Here is a 19,567-nt window from a genome sequence, read left to right as displayed (position 1 = left end):
TTCAGGACCCCGGCAGGAGAAATTCCGTGACACGCTCGCCGACGGCCGGGAACTCGTCGAAGAAGCCGTGCCTGCCACCGGGGAAGATCTCGACGACGGCATCCGGAACCGCCGCGGCGAGTAGCTCCGCATTCTCGACAGGCACCATACGGTCATCGTCGCCGTGGAGCACCAGGGTCCGGGCGCGGATCTCACCCAGTACCGCGGACGCGTCGTGCCGGTTGCTGGCGCGCAGATGCCCCCGCGTCGCCCGCGCGGTCATGCGCGGATCACCCAGCAGGGTCGACCGGCGCGGCGGCGCGGCCGACCAGGCGGGGGTGTACATCAGTTCCAGCAGCACCGCGCCTCTACGGCGCGGGTCGGGATCCGCGAGCAAACGGCGTATTTCGGGGCCTCGTTCCTGCGCGAGTCTCCCTCCCGGGGAGGTACAGGCCAGAATTAGGCGCTGCACCCGCTCCGGATACCGGGCCGCGAGCCACTGCGCGACCCGGCCGCCCATCGAGGTGGCATAGATATGGGCGGACGGGCAGCCCAGCGCATCCAGCACCGCCGCGGCGTCGGTGGCGAAGAGCTCGGTGGTCCAGCCCGCGGCGTCCGTATCGTCCGCCTCGGTGTCGCCTGTCCCGCGATAATCGAAGGTGATCGTCCGGAAGTGGCGGGCGAGGCCGGGCCGGACACCGTCCCACCATCGGTGGGAGTTGGCCTGGCCGGGCAGGAGCAGTAGCGGCGGAGCAGTGGCAGGACCGCTCACCTGGTACGCGAGAGCGGTGCCGTCGGGCCGGGCCACCACCGGGCCGACCGCGGTGACGGAGGCTGTTCGGGTGTGCGCGGCGCCTTCCGTTTGGGCCATGACTCCTCTTCCTGTTCGTCCCAGAATCTACGCGAGCGCGCGGACACCACCGCCTCCGTGGTCGAGGTCATCGACACCACCACCGATGACTCCACTCCGGTACGCCAGGAAGTGCTGCGAGACCGGGCGCGCGCTGTCGCCGCGGTGCGGCGGCGGGCCGGTCAGCCGGCGAGATGGCGGCTGATGACCAGGCGCTGGATCTGGTTGGTGCCCTCGAAGATCTGGGTGATCTTCGCCTCCCGCATATAGCGTTCGACCCGGAAGTCCCGCGTGTAGCCGTAACCACCGAGCACCTGCACCGCATCGGTGGTGACCTTCATCGCCGCATCGGTGGCGACCAGTTTCGCCACCGAGGCCTGGCGTGAATACGACAGTCCGGCGTCGCGGCGGCGGGCGGCGTCGAGATAGGTCGCGCGAGCCGAATCCACCGCGGCGGCCATATCGGCCAGCAGGAAACCCAGCCCCTGATGATCGATAATCCTGCGGCCGAACGCCGTTCGCTCCTGCGCGTAGGCCACCGCCTCGTCCAGCGCGGCCTGGGCGAGCCCGACCGCGACCGCGGCGATCCCCAACCGACCGGAATCCAAGGCGCTGAACGCGATCTGCAGGCCCTGCCCGTCCGCGCCGATCCGGCGTTCGGCGGGTACGAAGGCATCGTCGTAGTGCGCGGAGGTGGTCGGCACCGCGTGCAGACCCATCTTCTCCTCCGGTTTACCGAAGCTCAGGCCGTCGGTGTCCTTCGGCACCAGGAAACACGAGATACCCTTCGAACCCTCGCCGGTCCGCGCGAACAGGTTGTAGAAATCGGCGATACCACCGTGGGTGATCCATGCCTTGGCCCCGCGGACCCGGTAGCCGCCCTCGACCGCGGTGGCCTTACAGGTCAGCGCGGCGGCATCGGAACCCGCCTGCGGCTCGGACAGACTGTAGGCGCCGACCGTGCCGCCGCCCAACATCTCCGGCAGCCACCGCTGCCGCTGCTCCGCGCTACCGAACTCCATCAGCGGGTAGCAGGCGAGACTGTGCACGCTCACCGCCACCGCGACCGCGGCCCAGCGCGCGGCGATCTCCTCCAGTACCTGCAGATACACCTCGTAGGGCTGGCCGCCCCCGCCCCACTCCTCGGGGTACGGCAGGCTCAGCAGTCCCGCCTCGCCCAGCGTGGCGAATACGCCCTCGGGATAGGTCTCGGCCTTCTCGTGCTCGTCGACGATCGGGGCCAGCACCTTATCGGCCACATCGCGGGTCAGCCGGATGAGATCCCGTGCCTCGTCGGTGGGCAGAAGTCGTTCGACAGCCACAGGAAATCCTCCGATGATACGCAGGGCAGTACTTTACTCCCCAGTACAGTACTGTTCCGGAATCAGTACTGCAAGGAGCTTCGCAGTACTATTCCCCGTATGGAGCAGCGCTCGACCTTCGCGACCCCTCGCCGCACCGAACTGTTCGACGAACTGGTGGAACTGTTCCTCGCCGAAGGGTTCGCCCACCTGACGCTCGACGCCATCGCGGCGCGCCTGCGATGCTCCAAATCCACGCTCTACACCCTCGCCGGTAGTAAGGAACAGCTGGTCAGCGCCGCCACCGTGCATTTCTTCAAACGCGCCACCGAAACCGTCGAGGCCGAGGTCTCCGCGACCTCCGGCGCCCTGGATCGCATCGCCGCCTACCTCACCGCGGTCGGCGCGGCCCTCTCCGCGGCCTCGGACCGGTTCATGATCGACCTCGACGCCTTCGCCCCCGCCCGCGAGGTCTACGAACGCAATACCCGCATCGCCGCCCGCCGCGTACAGGAACTCATCGACGACGGGGTCGCCACCGGGGAATTCCGCGGCGTACACGCCGCGTTCGCCGCCGACCTGGCCGCCACCATGATGGTGCGCATCCAGCAGGGCGGCGTCCGCGGGCGCACCGGACTCGACGACGCCGCCGCCTATCGCGAACTCGCCGCCATCCTCACCCACGGCATCAGCGCCCGGCAATTCGTCGCCCCACCTCCCGATTCCGGGGTACGCCACCGCATCCCGAACCGAGCGGACGAGCGGTAGGTTGAACGACGCAGGTCGCGACCGCGGGCCGGCCGGTACGGACGTGACCGCGGCCATCAGGGAAGGAGTACGGGCTTGACAGAGCGGGCACAGGACGAGCGCGGCATCGACGAGGATCGCGAAGCGCTGGGCCACCGCCTGCGCGAAGCCAGGAAACACAAACGACTCACCATCCGGGAGGTCGCGGCCGCCGTCGGGGTGAGTGTGGGCACCTGGAGCGCGACCGAGAACGGCCTGACCAGGATTACCGAGGCCCGGCTGACCGCGGCCGCCCGGCTCTTCGGTATCGACCGCGACGAACTGCTGCACGCCGCCGCGCCCGGCAGCGACGCCGCCGCGTCGTGGCGTGATTTCCCGTCGCTCCGACTCGCCGCTCCCCTGCACGGGGCCCTGGAGGCGTTCGTGGAACTCGGATACCACGGGGCCACCATCCGCGATGTCGCGGAGCGCGCCGACCTCTCCGTGGCCGGGATCTACCACCACTGGCCGACCAAACAGGATCTGCTCATCGCCCTCCTGGATCTGACCATGGCCGACCTGCAGCAGCGCTGCCGCGCCGCGCGCGCCGAAGGCGACGGTCCTGTGCAACGACTGACCCTCCTCGTCGAATGCCTCGCGTTGTTCCACACCTACCGCCGCGAACTGGGCTTCCTCGGGGCCAGCGAGATGCGCAGCCTGGAGGAGCCGCACCGGTCGCGCATCGTCCGCGCCCGCCGCGATGTCCAGGACATGGTGGACGACGAGGTCGTGGAAGGCTGCCGGCGCGGGCTGATGGACACTCCGGTCCCGCGCGACGCGGCGCGCGCGATCGTCACCCTCTGCACGGCGCTGCCGCAGTGGTGGTCACCCTCGGGTGGCATGTCGCCGGAAACGACCGCCCGGCAGTACACCGAGTTCGCGGCGGATCTCGTGCGTGTCCGTCATTGACGTGGCCCGCGGGCTGAACCTTTAGGTCGACCGATCAACCGATCGGTTTTGCAAAGAAGCCGTTCATGGTCGTAAACGCGCTTCCCGCCACGCCGCTCGGCGCCATGTACGGGTGGCACCGGGCCCTGCGCCTATTCGACGGACCGGACGAGGTGCATATCGAGTCGATCGCGACGGCGGAACTGCGGCCCGAACCCGTATTACGGCCGCCCCCCTGAACACACCGGCCCGAATATGCTTGCCTAACGACGAATTGCCGCCATCCGCGGCGTGGGTGGGCCGACGCGTAGCGCCCCTCCGGTTCGATACGTCGCGGTGCGCGCCCGCGTGGTCACCGCGGGCCCCTTCCGCTCAGGGCCGCGTGACCACGTTCGACCAGATCGGGGACCATGCCGCCGAGGCGGTCGAACCCCTCACCGACGGTCAGCCCCTGCTGGGCGCGGTAGTGAATACCTTCGAAGATCACCGCGACCTTGTAGTAGGCGAAGCCCAGGTACCAGGCGAATTCGTCCAGTTCCCAGCCGGTCTCGTGCGCGTATGCCTCGACCAGGGCGTCGCCCGCGGGGAAACCGGGAACATCGCCGGGTACCGCGGCGACCGGACTGTCCAGACCGCTGATCCCGTCCCACCAGATCGCCATCGAGGCGAGATCGGTCAGCGGGTCACCGAGCGTTGCCATCTCCCAGTCCAGAACACCGGCCACGCCCGCACTGGCCGGATCGATGACCACATTGTCGAGGCGATAGTCGCCGTGGACGATGCTCGCACGCTGCTTCTCGGGCAGCGCCCGGCCCAGCCGGTCGCCGAGCGCCAGGAGATCTGGCAGGTCTCTGCTGTGCGAAGCCGCCAATTGCCGACCCCACCGGCGCACCTGCCGTTCCAGGTAGCCCACGGGACGTCCGAGATCACCCAGACCCACGGTCTCGGGATCGAGCCGATGCAGCCGGACCAGCACTTCGACCAGACTCCGGGCCGCCGCCGGAGCCCGGTCGGCGAACGCCTCCAGCCGCGCGCGCTCGCGGAGGATCTCCCCGTCCGCGAAGTCCATGATGTAAAAGGGTGCGTCCAGCACGCCGGGCCCGGCGGCGACCCGCGGGCGCGGAACCGGCACGTCCGTCGGATACAACGCGCTGAGCAGCCGGTACTCCCGGCCCATGTCATGCGCGGTGGCCAGCACATGGCCCAGTGGCGGCCGGCGCAGCACCCAGCGCTCGCGGCCGTCGGTGAGCAGGTAGGTCAGGTTCGACCGCCCACCCGACAAAAGGTCGACACGCAACGGGCCGTTCACCATTCCCGGACACTCCGTCCGGAGAAACGACTCGAGCGCAGCAGTCACCACTCCCGGTGGTGTCACCGCCTCAGGCATCAGCAAACCTCCGAACCAACCGATCGAACGGTCGATCTGAACATCGACACCGGCAGTGTGACCGAAGACACGCGCGGATGTCAAGCGCTGAATTCTTCGAAACCACGCAACTAACGGGCCGGGTTATCCCTCGATGCAACTCCGAGTCGGCCGCTCGACCGCAAACGATTCACCGGCCATTCGGAATACAGCCGATCGATTGATCGGCAATTTTCAGCTCACCCCATGCCGACCACGTCACTGTTCCGCCCCTCGGCCACCCCGTCGCCGGCCACCGCGCACCCAGAGGACAGGGCCCCAGAACATCGTCGCGGTGCCGATCCTGCGAACACCCGAATGTCAACGCCGACGCTTCGGACCAGCAATTTCATGCCCCGTGGCGCAGGCCGATGTGGCACATCGCCCCCGGCGATTCCACCGGCAGCTCCCCCCATCGCGAGCAGGCGTTCTTCCTGGTGACGCCGGCTCGGTCGCAGACTTCCGCGAAACAGTTCACAAACCTTGTTTTGTATGTAAAAATATTTTTTTGTGAGGGAAGTGATCTATCTCGACTCGGTCGAGCAAGCGGAGGTACTGCTCAAACCACAACGGATCGAGATCGTGCGCGCCCTGGCCGAGCCCGCGACCTGTGCCGATGTGGCCCGACTGCTCGAGCAGTCCCCGCAGCGGGTCAACTACCACGTCAAACGACTGGTGGAGCACGGGCTCGTCCGGCAGATCGCCGAGCGCACGGTGCGCAATCTGCGTGAAGGCGTGTATCAGGCGGCCGGTCGGTCCTACTGGCTCTCGCCCCGGCTCGTCGGGCATATCGGCACCCGCCGGTCGAGCGACGCGATGAGTCTGGGACATCTCCTCGACCTCACCGAGGAGGTGCAGCGAGATGTCGCGGATATCGACCTGACCCATCCGGATCTGCCGTCGCTCGGGATTTCCGGCCAGATCGCGCTACACCCGGACCAGCGCGCCGAATTCCTCACAGATCTACAGGTCGCCCTGCAAACACTGTTCACCAAATACGGCGGTAGCGACGGAGAGTCCTTCAAACTCGCCGTCGCCTGCTACCCCTTCGAGAAGGATCGATCATGACCGAACCGCTCATCCTCAGCGTCCGGACCGGCGTCTCCCCCGCCGCCGCGTTCGAGGCATTCACCGACCCGCAGGCAGTGACTGCCTGGTTCGCCGAGAAGGCCGATATCGACCTGCCGCGGCGATACGACTTCTGGGGTCCTTCCATCCCGGAAGGCGATGCGCCCCATCAGAAAGTCGTCGACTGCACCGAGACATCCATTCAGTTGTCCTGGCTGCTCGACGGCGTGTGGACCACCACCGAGATATCGGTGGGTGTCGAGAGCGACGAAACACGGATCACCGTCACGCAGAGTCATTTCGACTTCAACGACATCATCACCGGCGCGAGTATTCGCGGCGTTCTCCAATCGTTCTGGGCGTTGTCGCTGGCCAATCTGGTCGACTACCTCGACGGTCGCCCACTCACCGCCCGCGGTGACTTCACCGGTGCCGAACTGAACGCGACCGTCGAGATCGATGCCGCGCCGGCCGCGGTCTACGACTCACTGATCTCCTCGGAGAAGGTGTCGCAGTGGTTCGGCTACCCGGTGGAGATCGAACCGGAGGTCGACGGCCGATTCGCCATGGGCGGACTCGACGCCGACCCGCATCCCGCGCATATCGTCGAACTGGTACCCGGGGAACGCGTCGGTATCGATTGGGGCCCGGGCGGTATCAGCACCTGGGAACTCGCCGATTCCGGCGGCAGAACCCGCCTCACCCTGGTGTCCAGCGGCTTCGACCAGAACAATCCGCCTTACCCCGCCTGGCTCGGCATACTCAGCGGCTTGGCCGAACTGCGCCGCTTCCACGAGATCGACGACTGGGCACCGATCACCGCGGCATCCTGATCCCCGAAACCCCCAGCACAACAGGAATCGACAAAGGACTTCATCATGGACGACAAAGTCACCCAATACATCGCCAGAACCCAGCCCTGGCAGGCAACACTGTGCGAGAAGCTGCGCCGGCTCGTCTTCGACACATTGCCCGGCGTCGAAGAACGTCTGCAGTACGGCAAACCGCACTACCTCATCGACGGCAATCATGTCGCCGTGATCGCCGTCGCCAAGGACAAGGTGTCGTTCATGGTTTTCAATGCCGCCGGCATTCCCGAGGAGAAGGGATTTCTGCGCTCCCTGGGCAACGGTGAACGCAAGGCCGCGACCTTCACCGAAGGCCGGGAAGTCGACTACCGCCGACTGGCCGACCTACTGACCGCGACAACCTGAGTGGTCGCCCCGGGCGCAGCGGGTACGGCGGCGCGGGTGCTTCGACCGTGCTCCGGGCGCTCGCCGAGGCGGCGCCGAACCACCGTGCGGTCCCGGTGCCGTACACGCGCGACACCCGATCGACCACCCCGGCATGCGCAGGACGACCTCGATCGGCTGTCATGGCCCGGCAGTCCGCACGCCGGACCGGTCACCGGCCTCAGAGAACTCACAATGAGGCACGTTAACGTCGGCGCTCGTGCGTTCACGTAGTGTCCCGATATCCGTCGCCGCAGCCGGTCTGGTCCTGGTCGCGGGCGGCTCCACCTTCGCCTACTCCGACACCCCCGAGACGACGGTGACCGTGGCCCGATCGACCGGACCGTCCGACCCGGACGGCGGTATCGGCGCGGCCCGGAGCAACCTGCAGCAGGCCGGACTCCCGCTGGCGATGCTCGACGCCGGCGTCGGACAGCTCACCGTCGGCAGCCACCAACTCGACGACGGCGCCCATCAGCTCTCCGACGGCCTCCGAGAGGCACGAGACGGCGGCGAGCAACTGGCGACCGGACTCGACCAGCTCAACGGCGGCGTGGGCCTACTCGGCGACGGCGCGTCCCAGATCAGCGCAGGAGTGGACGAGGTCGTCGACCGGCTCACCGGATTCGGAGACACGCAGGGTGGAGTGACAGCGCAACTCACCGCCCTCGCCGACACTCTCGGCAGGTCGCCGGACCCGGCGTCCCGGACCGCCGCCGCACAGCTCGGCACGCTCGTGGAGACGCTGAACACCCACGGTCTGGGCCCGTCCACTCTCGATCAACTCACCCAGTTACGCGACGGCGCACGCCGGCTCGCCTACGAACTCACCGACCCGAACGCCGAGTTCGTGGCGGGAATGGCCTTGGCGGCCGACGGGTCCGGGCAACTGCGCGACGGCCTCGTACTGCTCGACGACGGTGGGCACGCTTTGACGGGCGGGACCGGACAACTGGTCGAGGGTGTCGGCCCGGTCGCCGGTGTCGTCGCGGGAATCTCCGACACTGTGCGATCGGCCACCGACGCCCTGCCCCGCGCCGCCGCACCGCCGGCGGACCAGGTGGTCACGACGGCCGATCGCGCATGGTGGCCGTATGCGATGATCGCCCTCGGCGCGGCGGCACTCGTCGCGACCGCAATCCTCCCGCTCGGGCCGATATCACGGCGCGCGACCGCACCGCACTGAGCTCGACACGGGTGCAGGCAGCCACGGCCACCCGATTCACCACCGGATCTCAGGGCAGCGGCGGGTCGTGGTGCGCGACGATCGGTATCGACGACCGGTAGGCAAGGACCTGTCACTGCGCGACGTCCACCGGATTCGTGCCGCAACATCGAAATCCCCACTCGCGGTCACTGCCCCGAATTATAGGGGGTATCGCGCCGACTTTCCGCCGCTACGTTATTGCGGAGATGGTCAACGGGGGGATCGGGGAGGTTACTGGTGGTGCGATGGGTAGGGGTTGGTTCGGGCTGTCCTCGGCACAGTCCGCGCTGTGGCGACTGCAGCAGTTCCATCCGGATGTTCCGATCAGTATCGCGATGTACGTGGATATCGACGCCGACCTCGACACGGGCCTGTTGCGCAGAGCCGGAATCGCCGCGGGACTGGAATTGGAGTGGGCGTACGTGCGAATCGCCGACGGCGCCGACGGCCCGTCCCGGCCGGTGGACCCGGCGTTGGAATCGATACTGCTGATCGCCACCGCGGCCGAACGCCTGGGCCGCATCGACACCGACCTCATGACGGCGGCGTTCGTGTCGTATCCGGCTCGGCTCATCCGCCACCACGATGTGCTGGTGGGCCTCGCGGCCCGGACCACGGCCGTGCTGCGCCGCTCGGCCGGTGCCGTATTCAATGTCGTGCCGCTGCGTATCGCCGTCGGCGCGAACGTGACCGTGGCCGATCTCGTTCGCTCGGTCCGGCCGGCCGTCATCGGCGCCGTGCGGCATCAGCTCGTCCTCGACCGCGGGCCTGGCGTCCGGGACCGTTCCACCGGGCGCTGTCGGTGCTACCGGTCCACCCGCGCCGCCGCCGCACCTGGTGTAGCGAAACGGTTCGGCGACCACCCTCCGCGGCCCGAAGGGATTGTGCCGGATCGGAATAGGAGAGTGCCGGGACTTCGCCGCCACCCGGGTCATGAAATAAGCTCGCGGCAACGCGGAAATGGAGAATCGATGCCCTCGACAGGTGAACCGACAACGGTCCGGGATACGCCGGAGGACCAGGCGGTCCAGAACGACGAACTCTTTCGGGCGTGGTTACAGATGCAACAGGAAGCCGTGGAGAACGAGTTCGTCGAGGTCGACGTTCCCGAACTCGCCGGCCACCTGTGGACCCGCGAAGGCCTGGTAACGGCGGAACACGAGATGCTCCACCGCTATTCGGACTTCGACGATATGTCCACCGAGGAGAACCTCGAGGTCGCGGTGCGATTCATGTACTTCATCGGCGAGACCTTTCGGCGGGCGTTGGAGGGAATCTGGGTACTCCTGCCGGCGAATCCACCCGAGCGCCCCGACCCCCTGTGTGTCATCGACTCACCGATGTGGACGTCTTTTCACGATCCCACGCATATGATCGGGCTCGCCTTCGACCGGCGTACCGGAAAAGAGATCTCCTGGATTTTCGAGCGCACGGTGAAACGACACCAGAAATGGGTGGCGGCCGGCCGGCCGGTCCGCGACAGCTAGCGACGCCCCGGAGCGCGCCCCTCATCCGGGGGCGGGCTCCGCGGCTCGCGCCAGTACCCGGCGCGCGCCGACCGCCAGCGCTTCATCGAGCATCCGCCCATCCAGCTGTGCGGCGCCGGCTCCACCGGCGGCGGCCTCCTCCAGTGCGGCGAGCACCCGGCGCGCCCAGTCGACCTCCGCCGCGCCCGGCGTGAAGATCTCGGTGGCCCCGGCGAGCTGGGCCGGATGGATCACCCAGGTGCCGTCGAAGCCGAGGTCTCGTACCCACCGTTTCGCCGATCGGAAACCCTCGTCGTCGGCTACGGTCAGGTGCGGGCCGTCGATCGCCGACACCCCGGCGGCACGTGCGGCGAGCAGGACGGACTCCTGGACCTGATACCAGGCCTGCGGCGCGACATCCGCCGCGCGGCCCAGTGCCGCACCGAGATCGGCGTAACCGATGATCACCGCGTCGAGCCGGGCCGAACCCGCACAGATCTCGGCCACCCGCAGGATGCCGAGCGGGGTCTCCAGCAGCGCCTGTACCCGGGTGTCCGTGTCGCCCAGGCACCGGTCTACCTCGGCGAGCTGGGCGGCCGATTCGATTTTGGGCAGCACCACCGAGCCCAGCGCGAAGCCGGCCGCGGCGCAGGCGGCGAGATCGTCGACCGCCCACGATCGCCTGGTGCTCGCGCTGGGATTCATCCCACCGCGCGTCGGTGCTCAGCATCAGATCCCAGGGGAACGATCGCCACATGCCGGCGATCTCGTCGCACAGGGCGGGTAGGCCGCACCGCTCGTAGAAAGAGAAGTGGAACTGCCGATTGAGCTCGCGCACCGATACCGAATCCCCGCGAGCCGCATGATCTCTCATTCTCGCGATCAACTCTTCGGCGGCGGCGATATCGCGCGGAGCCATCCGATCCACCGCCCGCTTCATCGCATAGCTCTCGGTGAGCCGGCGCACGACGTAGCTGCCCTTGACCCGATCCAGATCCACCCCCGCCACCCGCACCCCGCGGTGCGGCTCGGCCACCAGCAGCCCCTCAGCCTCCAGCAATCGCATCGCCTCACGCACCGGGGTGATCGAGGCATTGAATTGTCGGGCCAGTTCGTCCTGGGGGAGCTTCTCCCCGCGACTCAGCGCGCCGGTCAGAATCATCCGACGGAGCTCGTCGACGATCTGATCCCGTTTGGTCGGTTGAGCAGTCGGCATTCCGGCGAACCATCCTCTCGCTGCGGTCCCTGAGCACTATGGCACAGGCACCATGAGGAGCGGCATCGACAACGAAGTCCCGGAGGCAGCCCAACCATTGTTCTGCGACGGCCGACCTGCCGCCTACCGCCGCCCTCCCGCCGGGGCGGGTGCCGATGATGTGCCAGGCACCCGGTGCCGCGATCGCCGGCACCGGACGCGGCCGGTTCGTCCTCGCGTATCCGAGTGGAGTCCGTGGTGCCGATACACCTGACCGGGTCCGCCGCGGAACACCCAGGACCGCCGTGACCTGCGCGCACCGCGTTGTTACGCGCCCGATGAACTGCCCACGGCAGGGAGGCGGCTCGGCGACGGCGAATGACCCGGAAAGGATACTTTGACCGCGTGCCGCACGGTCGAGACGAAGTACTTCAGCAGATCGCCACGCTCGTGGAAGGCAGTCGAACAGGCCACGGCGGCTCACTGTTGGTCACCGGCGCGCCCGGCCTGGGTAAGACCACGATCCTGGACAGTGCCGCGAATCTGGTGGACCAGAGTTGGATCGTGCTACGTTGCCGCGGCACCGAGCGTGAAGCCGATCTGCGCTACGGCGGTCTGCACCAGCTACTCGCTCCGCTACCCGATGCGGTGCGCGCGATACCGGAGCCGGCCCGGGAGGCTCTGAACTCGGTGGTCGGCACCGGGCCGGTGCGGCCGGACGACAGTCACCGGGTCGGTCTCGAGATCCTGGCGCTCTGGGCGGATCTGGCCGCCGACCACTCGATACTGTGCCTGATCGATGATGCGCACTGGTGGGATCGGCCTTCGATCGACGCGCTGTCCTTCGCCACCCGACGACTCGTCACGCACCGGGTCGCGGTGTTGGTCACCGCGCGCGAGCAATTCCCCGCCTACGGGCTGCCGGCGACAGAATTGACGCCGCTGAGCAGGAACGAATCGAGGGCGCTGCTGACCGAGCGGTTCCCCGGCCTGCCGACGGACACCCGCGAGCGGGTTCTCGAGACCGCGGCCGGGAATCCCCTGGCGCTCCTCGAACTGCCGAGCGCGAACACCGATCTCCCGACGTTGGGACCGCTGGCGCTGTCCGACCGCCTGCAACGCGAGTACGAGCGCGATATCCGCGCCTTACCCGAAGACACCCGAACCGCATTGCTGGTGGTAGCCGCCGACTACAGTGGAAGTCTGATCATCGCCCTGCGCGTCCTCACCGAATTCGGCTCGACCGCCGCCGCTCTGGACGCCGCCGAACGAATCGGCGTGGTGAACATTTCGGGATACTCGATCACCTTCCGGCATCCACTCGAACGGGCGGCAGCCTATCGGATGGCCCCCTTCAGTATGCGGCTGTTCGTCCACGCCACAATCGCGGCGAACACCGACGACCCCGAGCTACGGGCCTGGCATCTGGCCGCCGCCGCGACCGCACCCGACGAAGCCGCCGCAGCCGCCCTGGAAGCCGTCGCGGGCCACGCCCGGCACAATACCGATTATCGGCGCGCCGCCGTCGCCGCCGAACATGCGGGCCGGCTGTCACTTCACCCGGCCGACCGTCACCGTCGGCTCATGGTGGCCCTCGAAGCCAATGTCGAAGCCGGCCAGGTGCACCGGGCCCTCGGGCTGGCGGATGAAATCGCTTCGTACGAGGCCGAACCCGCGGACCTTGCACGGCTGTCCGCGGCGCGCGGCCGGATACTGTCGGCTCAGGGCGACCCGCGCGGCGCGTACAACGCCTTCGCCGAGGCCGCCGCCCACCTGTCCCCCGGGCATCCGGACGCCGCGGCACGGATGCACCTGCACGCGGCCGGAGCGGCATGGCCGGACCCGGACCTGTCCCGGATACGCACCGCACGTGCCGCTCTCGCCGCCCTGGAACTCGGTACCGCCCGCGACGGATATCTGGCCGTCCTGGACGGCCAGATCGCCTGCGGCGCACTCGGCGGAGATCGAGCCCACGCGATTCGTACCGTTCGCCGCGCTGTGGACATCGGCAGAACCCGGTTCGCCGAGGACTATTCGATCCGATTCATGCTCGCTGTGCAGGCGATCGGCGCCGGCGAGATCGACGATGCCCGCACCGATCTGCTCGAATTGAAGCGAATCTGTCATGAGCAGGGCATGGCGGGCCGGCTCTCGATCGTCGGCAGCGCCCTGGGTACCGCCGAGATATTGGTCGGCCACTTCCAGGAAGCCGAGACAGTACTCACGGAGAGTCTGCGGCTGGCGCATGAGATAGACCAGCCCGACCGAGCCGCCCGCACCTGTGCCAATCTGGCGGTTCTCGCCGCCGTGCGTGGCGAGCAGGAACGCTGCCGGAGACTGGCAGAGGACAGTATGCCCGGAACGACCTCGCCCTTCGATACGACCAGCACGGTGAAGGCACGCTGGGCATTGGGTCTGCTCGACCTGGGTCACGGACGCCACGAGGCAGCGGCGGCCCACTTCGAAGCGGCGGCCGACCATCGAGACCGCGCCATCGGCTGCTGGCTCCCCCTGATCAGCGACCACTTCGAAGCCGTCGCGCGGTGCGAGCGGGCGCGGACGGAAGAACCGATGTCGCTGCTGCGGGGCTGGTATGACGCCAACCCCACGCCCTGGATCGAGGCACACCTGCTCCGCTGCCGCGGACTACTCGAGGGGGACGACACAGCCTTCGCGCGTGCGCTGGCTCTGCATGCCGACGCGCAGCGCTGGTTCGACCATGCCCGCACCGGTCTGCTCTACGGTGAATGGCTGCGCCGTGAGCGCTCCCCGTCGAAAGCGCGCACAGTATTGCAGGGGGCGAAGCGTACTTTCGAACGCCTCGGTGCCCTACCGTGGGCCGAACGCGCTCGCACGGAATTGCGCGCCGCGGGCGAGGGAGTGGATACGCGGCCGGCCGCGGCCGCTCGGCTGACTCCCCAGGAGCTACAGGTGGTGCGCCTCGCCGCCACCGGCGCGACCAACCGGGAGATCGGGTCCCGGTTGCAGCTGAGTCCCAAAACGGTCTCCTATCACCTGTACCGGGCGTTTCCCAAACTCGGCGTGAGCAATCGACGTACCTTGGCCCGGCTAACGCTCGACCTCGACGATCCGCCGAATACCCGAGGACCGGCCGGTCGACAGTCCGATATCACCGGTTCGACGACTGGGTGAATGACCGATACCACCGGCGGCCGGGCGCACGTAGGGTTACCGGTGGGCAGCACACCGGCGAGAGGCGAATCCCGAGCACCCGAGACGGATCCGGTCAGCCGTGCGCCCAATCCGATTCGCGGGCGCCCACGCTCGACTCCCACATCGTTCAGCAGCCGGTTGTGCGTTGCATGAGACGGCACCGGATTCCCCGGAAGTACCGACAGAAAGGCATATCATGCCCATCCACACCATACCTGCAGGCACCATCGCCGGGTCCGGCCTCGTCGAGCTCGCCGGGCGGTGCACCGGAGCGACGTCCGTACCGGCCGCCCTCCGGGCTCACCTGAACTCCTCGGCAGAACGCAAACGAGGTAATTTCAACTCCTTCATCGAGAACAAGGGCAACTTCAACTCCTTCATCGAGCCGGGCATCTGACCAACGTGTACCACCTGTCCCGGCGCTCGCCAGGCGCGCCGGGACCCCGGGCGCCGCAATCGGTGAGGAAGTCCTTATGACAGCGAATGCGCAATCCACGCAGGACCCGGCGGCGGAAGAATGGCCGGCCGGCGAACGGAACGCCCGAGAACTCCACGAGGCGCTCCCACAGGCCCTGCCGTTCACCCAGTTCGTCGTGAAGATCCACAGTCGCTGCAATCTGGCCTGCGACTACTGCTACGTCTACGAGATGTCGGACCAGAGCTGGAAGAACCAGCCCAAGACCATGTCGGATGCGATCTTCGACCACGCCTGCCGGATGATCCGCGACCATGCCGCGCGATTCGCGCTCCCCGCGGTAGGTCTCGTTTTCCACGGCGGCGAGCCACTGCTGGTCGGGCATACGGCGCTGGATCGTTTCGCGCGCCGCGCCCGCGAGATCCTGGAACCGGCCACGCGGGTCCGGCTCGGGATGCAGACCAACGGTGTCCTGATCGATAACGAATTCCTCGATATATGCGCCCGCAACAACGTGGAGATCGGTGTGAGTCTCGACGGTGACGAGCGCGCCCACGATCGGCACCGGAAGTACCGGCGGGGTGCCGGTAGCTACGCCGATGTCGGTGCGGGGTTACGACTGCTGACCCGGCCGGCGTACCGGCACCTGTACTCGGGTCTGCTCTGCACGATCGATATCGACAACGATCCACTCGACACCTACGAGGCGCTGCTCGATTTCGCCCCACCGGCCCTCGATCTGCTCCTACCGCACGGCAACTGGTCCGCCCCGCCGCCGGCGCGGACCGCCGACCGGGCCCTCACCCCGTACGCCGACTGGCTCATCGCCATCTTCGATCGCTGGTACGGATCCCCCATCGTGACCACCCGCATCCGGCTCTTCGACGAGATCATCGAACTGCTGCTCGGCGGAACCGGGGCGTCGGAGTCGGTAGGGCTCGCACCGATCCAGCTCGCCGTAGTCGAAACCGACGGCAGCCTCGAACAGGTCGATGCCCTGAAGTCGGCGTTCGCGGGGGCTGCCCGGCTCGGGGGCGGAGCAGCGGGCAACGCACTCGACCGCGCGACCCGGGAACCCGCGGTGATCGCTCGGCAGATCGGTATCGAGGCGCTCGGCGCGAGCTGCCGCGCCTGCCCGGTCCACCAGGTGTGCGGTGCCGGACACTACGCGCATCGTTACCTGGCCGGAAGCGGTTTCCGGAACCCGTCGGTGTACTGCGCGGATCTCGAAAAGCTCATCAGGCATATCGAATCCCGGGTCCGGGCCGATCTGCGGGCCACGGTGGGCGGGTGAGCGATTCCGGCGTATTCGGGAACCGGAATTTCGTACTTCTGTGGTCCGGTAACGCGATATCGCTGATCGGGTTCCACGGGGTCCGCATCGCCTACCCGTTGCTGGCGCTGGCGATCACCGGTTCGGCGGCTGTCGCCGGGTGGGTCGGATTCGCGATTTCACTACCGGCGCTCGTTTTCCAGATTCCGGCCGGTACCGCCGCCGACCGCTGGGACCGGCGCACCATCATGATCGTCTGCCAGACAGTCGGATTCGCTGCAGCATGCTCGGCCTGCCTGATCCTCGTCCTCGAGCTGCCCGCACCGGGACTTTTGCTGATCATCGCCGCGTTCGTCGAAGGCACCGCCTTCGTCTTCTTCGGAATGAGTGAACTGGCGATGGTCCGGGATGTCGTCGCTCCTGCGCAGCGGCCGGCGGCGTTCTCGCTTTTCGAGGCCGAACAACCCATCGCCCTGGTCATCGGCCGAGCCGCCGGCGCAGCCGTCTACGGGATTGCCCGGTGGGTGCCCCTCGTCGCCGACGCCGTCACCTATCTGATCTGTCTGTGCACCCTGGCATCGATCCGGGTCGACCCGGCCGGCCGACGCGACGACCGGCCGGCGGAGTCCACGCCGCCGACGCTGCGGACAGGGGCGGGGCTGGTTCTGCGCGACCCCTTCCTGCGCAGCTCGACGGTGATCAGCGGACTGTCGAATATGGTCATTCAAGTAGTCATCCTGCTGATCATCGTGGAGATCGAACGATCCGACCAGCCGGTGTGGGTGGTCGGAGTCGTATTGGGCGCCGCCGGAGTGGGCGGGATCATCGGCTCCGCCGTCGCTGCCCCGCTGGCTACCCGATTCGGCGCCCAGCAGCTGTATCGCTCGGCGCTGTGGTGCTGGACCGGGCTACTGTTCCCCCTCGCGCTGAGTTCCCAGCCGCTGGTCGTGGGCGCGGCCTGGTTCGGTGTCGGCGCGGTCGGCACTGTGGTGAATGTCGCCTTGACCTTGTATCGGGTGGAACGGATTCCGGAGGAGGTGCTGGGCCGTGCGGTGGGGACGGTTTCGATGGTGACCGACGGTGCGGTCGCGCTCGGCGCGATCACCGCCGGTTATCTGTTGAGTGTTTTCGGCACGGACGCCACCGGGTGGATACTGATCGCAGCCATGCTGGGGCTCGCGGTAGCCGGGAGTTGTACGGCACGATCGGCACCGGCGCTTCGCAGCGCTGAGGCGAGCGCCCGGCGGCCGGGGGCGGGTTCCGCGGCCACCCACCCCGGCGGCCGCTAGAGCGGTGACACGGCCGTCCGGCGCGTCCAGGCCTCCGACGCCGAACGGCTTTTCGAAGGGGTGAGAGCCGCCATCTCACCGCGTACTGCCCCTCGCGCGGGCGATCGCGCTGCGGTGAACAGCGCGGGCCGGCAGTGAGTGCGGTGGTCACTCCATCGGTGGACCTGCTCCATCGACGGACCTCGTTCGCGCACTCGAGGGCCCGGTGATCGCCGGGTCGGCTCATGGCCCGCTGGGCGATGCGCCTCCCATCCGAGAGTGGCTGTGGCACGAAGGGAAACGACCGTACAGTGCCGGGGCGGCCCCGCGGACCGGCTGCCCGCCTCGACTCCGACACCCGGACCGGCCGCCCGGCTCGCCGCACCCTGACCGGCGGGTGTGACAGCTGGTAAATCCACGCCTTTTCGCAGGTGAACGCGCCTCCCGATCAATACGGCCACACCCCGGACTGTCGTGCTAACTTTGCTCACCGAAGCGATCTGTTCCGGCTGCGAGTCAGCAATTGCGGCGAACTATTCCCCCTCCTGGAGGTTGAGATCGTGACTCGTCCGTTTGTTCGTTTTCTGGGCGCGCTCGGCGGTGTGGCATGCGCCCTGCTGGTGGCGACACCGGCCACCGCCGAACCCATCTATCCGATCCCGGACCCCGACCGGTTCTACGCCGCCCCTGCCGATCTGGCGGCGCACCGGCCGGGTGACGTACTCGATGTGCGGGTCCTGCCACCGGTGGCCGTCTTCCCCGGCGCCACGGTGCGGCTGGTCAAGTTCCGTTCCACCGATTCGCGGGGCGCACCGATCGCGGCGACCACCACGATCGCCACTCCCGCGGGACATCAACCGGGCGCACCGCTGCTGTCGTATCAGCATTTCATCAATTCGCTCGGCACCGACTGCGCGGTATCGCACCGGCTCTACGGCGCCGACCTGAACCTGTCGGTGATCATGCCGGCATTAGGCGCCATGCTGGCGCGAGGCTGGAGCGTGGCGCTGCCGGATCATCTCGGGCCGGAGTTCGCCCTCGGGGCCGGGCGTCTGGGGGGCCAGATCACATTGGACGGTGTCCGGGCGGTGCAGCGGATGCCCGAGCTCGGCATCGCGGACAGCCCGGCGGTATTGGCCGGCTACTCCGGTGGCGGCCTCGCCACGGCGTGGGCGGCCGTGCTGCAGCCGTCCTACGCACCCGAACTCCGGCTCGCCGGTGCGGCCATCGGTGGAGCCCCGATGAACCTGGTCTCGATGGCGGAGGGGCTGGGCTACCAGCCACACCCGGCTTTCGGGCTGGCGATGGCGGCCGCCATCGGCCTCGAGCGGGAGTACCCCGACCGGGTGCAGGTCAGCGGGAATCTCAATCCGCGTGGTCTCGCCATGCGTGACGCGATGGCCAACCTCTGCACCAATGACATCCTCGCCCTCGGGGCCGGTGGCAGCGCACACGAGTTCGCCACAGGGCCTGCCGTCTTCGAACAGCCGGATGCCTGGGCCGTGGTGCGAGAGAACAGCGTGGAACTCTACGACCCGGTTCCGCGGATACCGATATTCGAATGGCACTCGCCGACCGACCCGCTGGTGCCGATCAACGCCATCGACAACACCAACCGCCGGTGGTGTGGGGCCGGGGTGCGCTTGCAGACGCTGCTGGTTCCCTCGTTCGAACATCTGTCCGCGGCCGTGGCGGGTGCACCCGCCATGCTGGCGTGGCTCGAGGGCCGGGTACGCGGCGAGCCCGCGCCCGTCGCCTGCTGACGAAACATCTGTGTACGGTCCCGAGTCGCCCGCAGCCGATCAGCGAATCGCTGCGGGCGACTCGGCGCGGTCCTCGCCACGCCGCGTCCCCGACACGGGCACCGCGGCCGGATACCACCAGGACGGCCTGGTGGGTCGAGGCCTCGACCGCACACCACGGGGTGGCGACCGATGTGGCCGATCGGTAGCCCCGGTCACTTTTGTCACAGGCCCTTGACGCACCCTTGGGACACTTCGAGACTTGGAAGTGCCATACGACACTCGCGAGTGCCACCGGAGAATTTCGAGACTACGAGC

General features: G+C 68.0%; 15 protein-coding genes and 3 pseudogenes. 13 read left to right on the top strand and 5 right to left on the bottom strand.

Annotated features, from left to right (window positions below; translation table 11 throughout):
• Position 1 precedes the first annotated feature (1 nt).
• Together ACQPYS_RS11880 and ACQPYS_RS11875 are read right to left on the bottom strand one after the other, a co-directional pair.
• Positions 2-850, bottom strand: coding sequence for an alpha/beta fold hydrolase (locus tag ACQPYS_RS11880; protein WP_433492622.1), 849 nt, complete (start codon positions 848-850; stop codon positions 2-4).
• A 161-nt stretch (positions 851-1,011) separates the two neighbouring features.
• Positions 1,012-2,151 (bottom strand): acyl-CoA dehydrogenase family protein, encoded by a 1,140-nt coding sequence (locus ACQPYS_RS11875; protein WP_431938937.1) that lies wholly within the window; start codon positions 2,149-2,151, stop codon positions 1,012-1,014.
• A 99-nt stretch (positions 2,152-2,250) separates the two neighbouring features.
• Here ACQPYS_RS11875 and ACQPYS_RS11870 point away from each other — a divergent pair.
• The 3 genes and pseudogenes from ACQPYS_RS11870 to ACQPYS_RS11860 all read left to right on the top strand — a co-directional run.
• Positions 2,251-2,826: pseudogene (locus ACQPYS_RS11870) on the top strand (TetR/AcrR family transcriptional regulator); the annotation flags it as partial.
• A 147-nt stretch (positions 2,827-2,973) separates the two neighbouring features.
• Positions 2,974-3,825, top strand: coding sequence for a TetR family transcriptional regulator (locus ACQPYS_RS11865; RefSeq protein WP_433492621.1), 852 nt, complete (start codon positions 2,974-2,976; stop codon positions 3,823-3,825).
• An 89-nt stretch (positions 3,826-3,914) separates the two neighbouring features.
• Positions 3,915-4,043 (top strand): annotated as a pseudogene (locus tag ACQPYS_RS11860) (hypothetical protein); the annotation flags it as partial.
• Positions 4,044-4,156: 113 nt separating this feature from the next.
• Here ACQPYS_RS11860 and ACQPYS_RS11855 read toward each other — a convergent pair.
• Complete coding sequence (locus ACQPYS_RS11855; protein ID WP_433492620.1) at positions 4,157-5,116, bottom strand: phosphotransferase family protein; 960 nt, start codon at positions 5,114-5,116, stop codon at positions 4,157-4,159.
• A 603-nt stretch (positions 5,117-5,719) separates the two neighbouring features.
• Between ACQPYS_RS11855 and ACQPYS_RS11850 the strand changes: the two genes are divergently transcribed.
• From ACQPYS_RS11850 to ACQPYS_RS11830, 5 genes are all read left to right on the top strand, one after another.
• Entirely contained in the window at positions 5,720-6,277 is a 558-nt protein-coding gene (locus ACQPYS_RS11850; protein WP_431938940.1) for a helix-turn-helix domain-containing protein, read from the top strand.
• Entirely contained in the window at positions 6,274-7,110 is an 837-nt protein-coding gene (locus ACQPYS_RS11845; protein WP_433492619.1) for an SRPBCC family protein, read from the top strand. The genes ACQPYS_RS11850 and ACQPYS_RS11845 overlap by 4 nt, the downstream gene beginning before the upstream one ends.
• 45 nt (positions 7,111-7,155) lie before the next feature.
• The gene (locus tag ACQPYS_RS11840) at positions 7,156-7,491 is read left to right on the top strand and encodes a DUF1801 domain-containing protein (protein ID WP_063036237.1); all 336 of its coding nucleotides are present in this window, start codon (positions 7,156-7,158) and stop codon (positions 7,489-7,491) included.
• A gap of 238 nt (positions 7,492-7,729) precedes the next feature.
• A complete protein-coding gene (locus ACQPYS_RS11835) occupies positions 7,730-8,695 on the top strand; it encodes a hypothetical protein (protein WP_433492618.1) in 966 nt (321 codons plus the stop codon).
• Positions 8,696-8,832: 137 nt separating this feature from the next.
• Positions 8,833-10,203: a hypothetical protein gene (locus ACQPYS_RS11830; RefSeq protein ID WP_433492617.1), complete on the top strand. Its 1,371-nt coding sequence runs from the start codon at positions 8,833-8,835 to the stop codon at positions 10,201-10,203.
• 21 nt (positions 10,204-10,224) lie between these two features.
• Here ACQPYS_RS11830 and ACQPYS_RS11825 read toward each other — a convergent pair whose 3' ends face one another.
• Entirely contained in the window at positions 10,225-10,887 is a 663-nt protein-coding gene (locus ACQPYS_RS11825; protein WP_433492616.1) for an HpcH/HpaI aldolase/citrate lyase family protein, read from the bottom strand.
• A gap of 28 nt (positions 10,888-10,915) precedes the next feature.
• Positions 10,916-11,398, bottom strand: a pseudogene (locus tag ACQPYS_RS11820) (GntR family transcriptional regulator); the annotation flags it as partial.
• A gap of 384 nt (positions 11,399-11,782) precedes the next feature.
• Between ACQPYS_RS11820 and ACQPYS_RS11815 the strand changes: the two are divergent.
• The 5 genes from ACQPYS_RS11815 to ACQPYS_RS11795 all read left to right on the top strand — a co-directional run bounded on the left by ACQPYS_RS11815 (position 11,783) and on the right by ACQPYS_RS11795 (position 19,270).
• Positions 11,783-14,530, top strand: coding sequence for an AAA family ATPase (locus tag ACQPYS_RS11815; protein WP_433492615.1), 2,748 nt, complete (start codon positions 11,783-11,785; stop codon positions 14,528-14,530).
• Between the two features lie 217 nt (positions 14,531-14,747).
• Positions 14,748-14,948 (top strand): hypothetical protein, encoded by a 201-nt coding sequence (locus ACQPYS_RS11810; protein WP_433492614.1) that lies wholly within the window; start codon positions 14,748-14,750, stop codon positions 14,946-14,948.
• Between the two features lie 76 nt (positions 14,949-15,024).
• Positions 15,025-16,260 (top strand): FxsB family cyclophane-forming radical SAM/SPASM peptide maturase, encoded by a 1,236-nt coding sequence (locus ACQPYS_RS11805; RefSeq protein WP_433492613.1) that lies wholly within the window; start codon positions 15,025-15,027, stop codon positions 16,258-16,260.
• Positions 16,257-17,528, top strand: a complete 1,272-nt coding sequence (locus ACQPYS_RS11800; protein ID WP_433492612.1) for an MFS transporter — start codon at positions 16,257-16,259, stop codon at positions 17,526-17,528. Before ACQPYS_RS11805 ends, ACQPYS_RS11800 begins: the two co-directional genes overlap by 4 nt.
• Before the next feature lie 539 nt (positions 17,529-18,067).
• Positions 18,068-19,270 (top strand): lipase family protein, encoded by a 1,203-nt coding sequence (locus tag ACQPYS_RS11795; RefSeq protein WP_431938952.1) that lies wholly within the window; start codon positions 18,068-18,070, stop codon positions 19,268-19,270.
• Positions 19,271-19,567 lie beyond the last annotated feature (297 nt).

The organism is Nocardia grenadensis (genome assembly GCF_050942415.1).
Taxonomy (GTDB): Bacteria; Actinomycetota; Actinomycetes; order Mycobacteriales; family Mycobacteriaceae; genus Nocardia; species Nocardia grenadensis.
Note: the sequence above shows the minus strand (reverse complement) of the source record. Positions and strands in the feature narration are given on the sequence as shown.

Coding starts and splice junctions, on each gene's coding strand:
- ACQPYS_RS11880 (WP_433492622.1), bottom strand. CDS start 850: ATGGCCCAAACGGAAGGCGCCGCGCACACCCGAACAGCCTCCGTCACC.
- ACQPYS_RS11855 (WP_433492620.1), bottom strand. CDS start 5,116: ATGGTGAACGGCCCGTTGCGTGTCGACCTTTTGTCGGGTGGGCGGTCG.
- ACQPYS_RS11845 (WP_433492619.1), top strand. CDS start 6,274: ATGACCGAACCGCTCATCCTCAGCGTCCGGACCGGCGTCTCCCCCGCC.
- ACQPYS_RS11840 (WP_063036237.1), top strand. CDS start 7,156: ATGGACGACAAAGTCACCCAATACATCGCCAGAACCCAGCCCTGGCAG.
- ACQPYS_RS11825 (WP_433492616.1), bottom strand. CDS start 10,887: ATGAATCCCAGCGCGAGCACCAGGCGATCGTGGGCGGTCGACGATCTC.
- ACQPYS_RS11810 (WP_433492614.1), top strand. CDS start 14,748: ATGCCCATCCACACCATACCTGCAGGCACCATCGCCGGGTCCGGCCTC.
- ACQPYS_RS11805 (WP_433492613.1), top strand. CDS start 15,025: ATGACAGCGAATGCGCAATCCACGCAGGACCCGGCGGCGGAAGAATGG.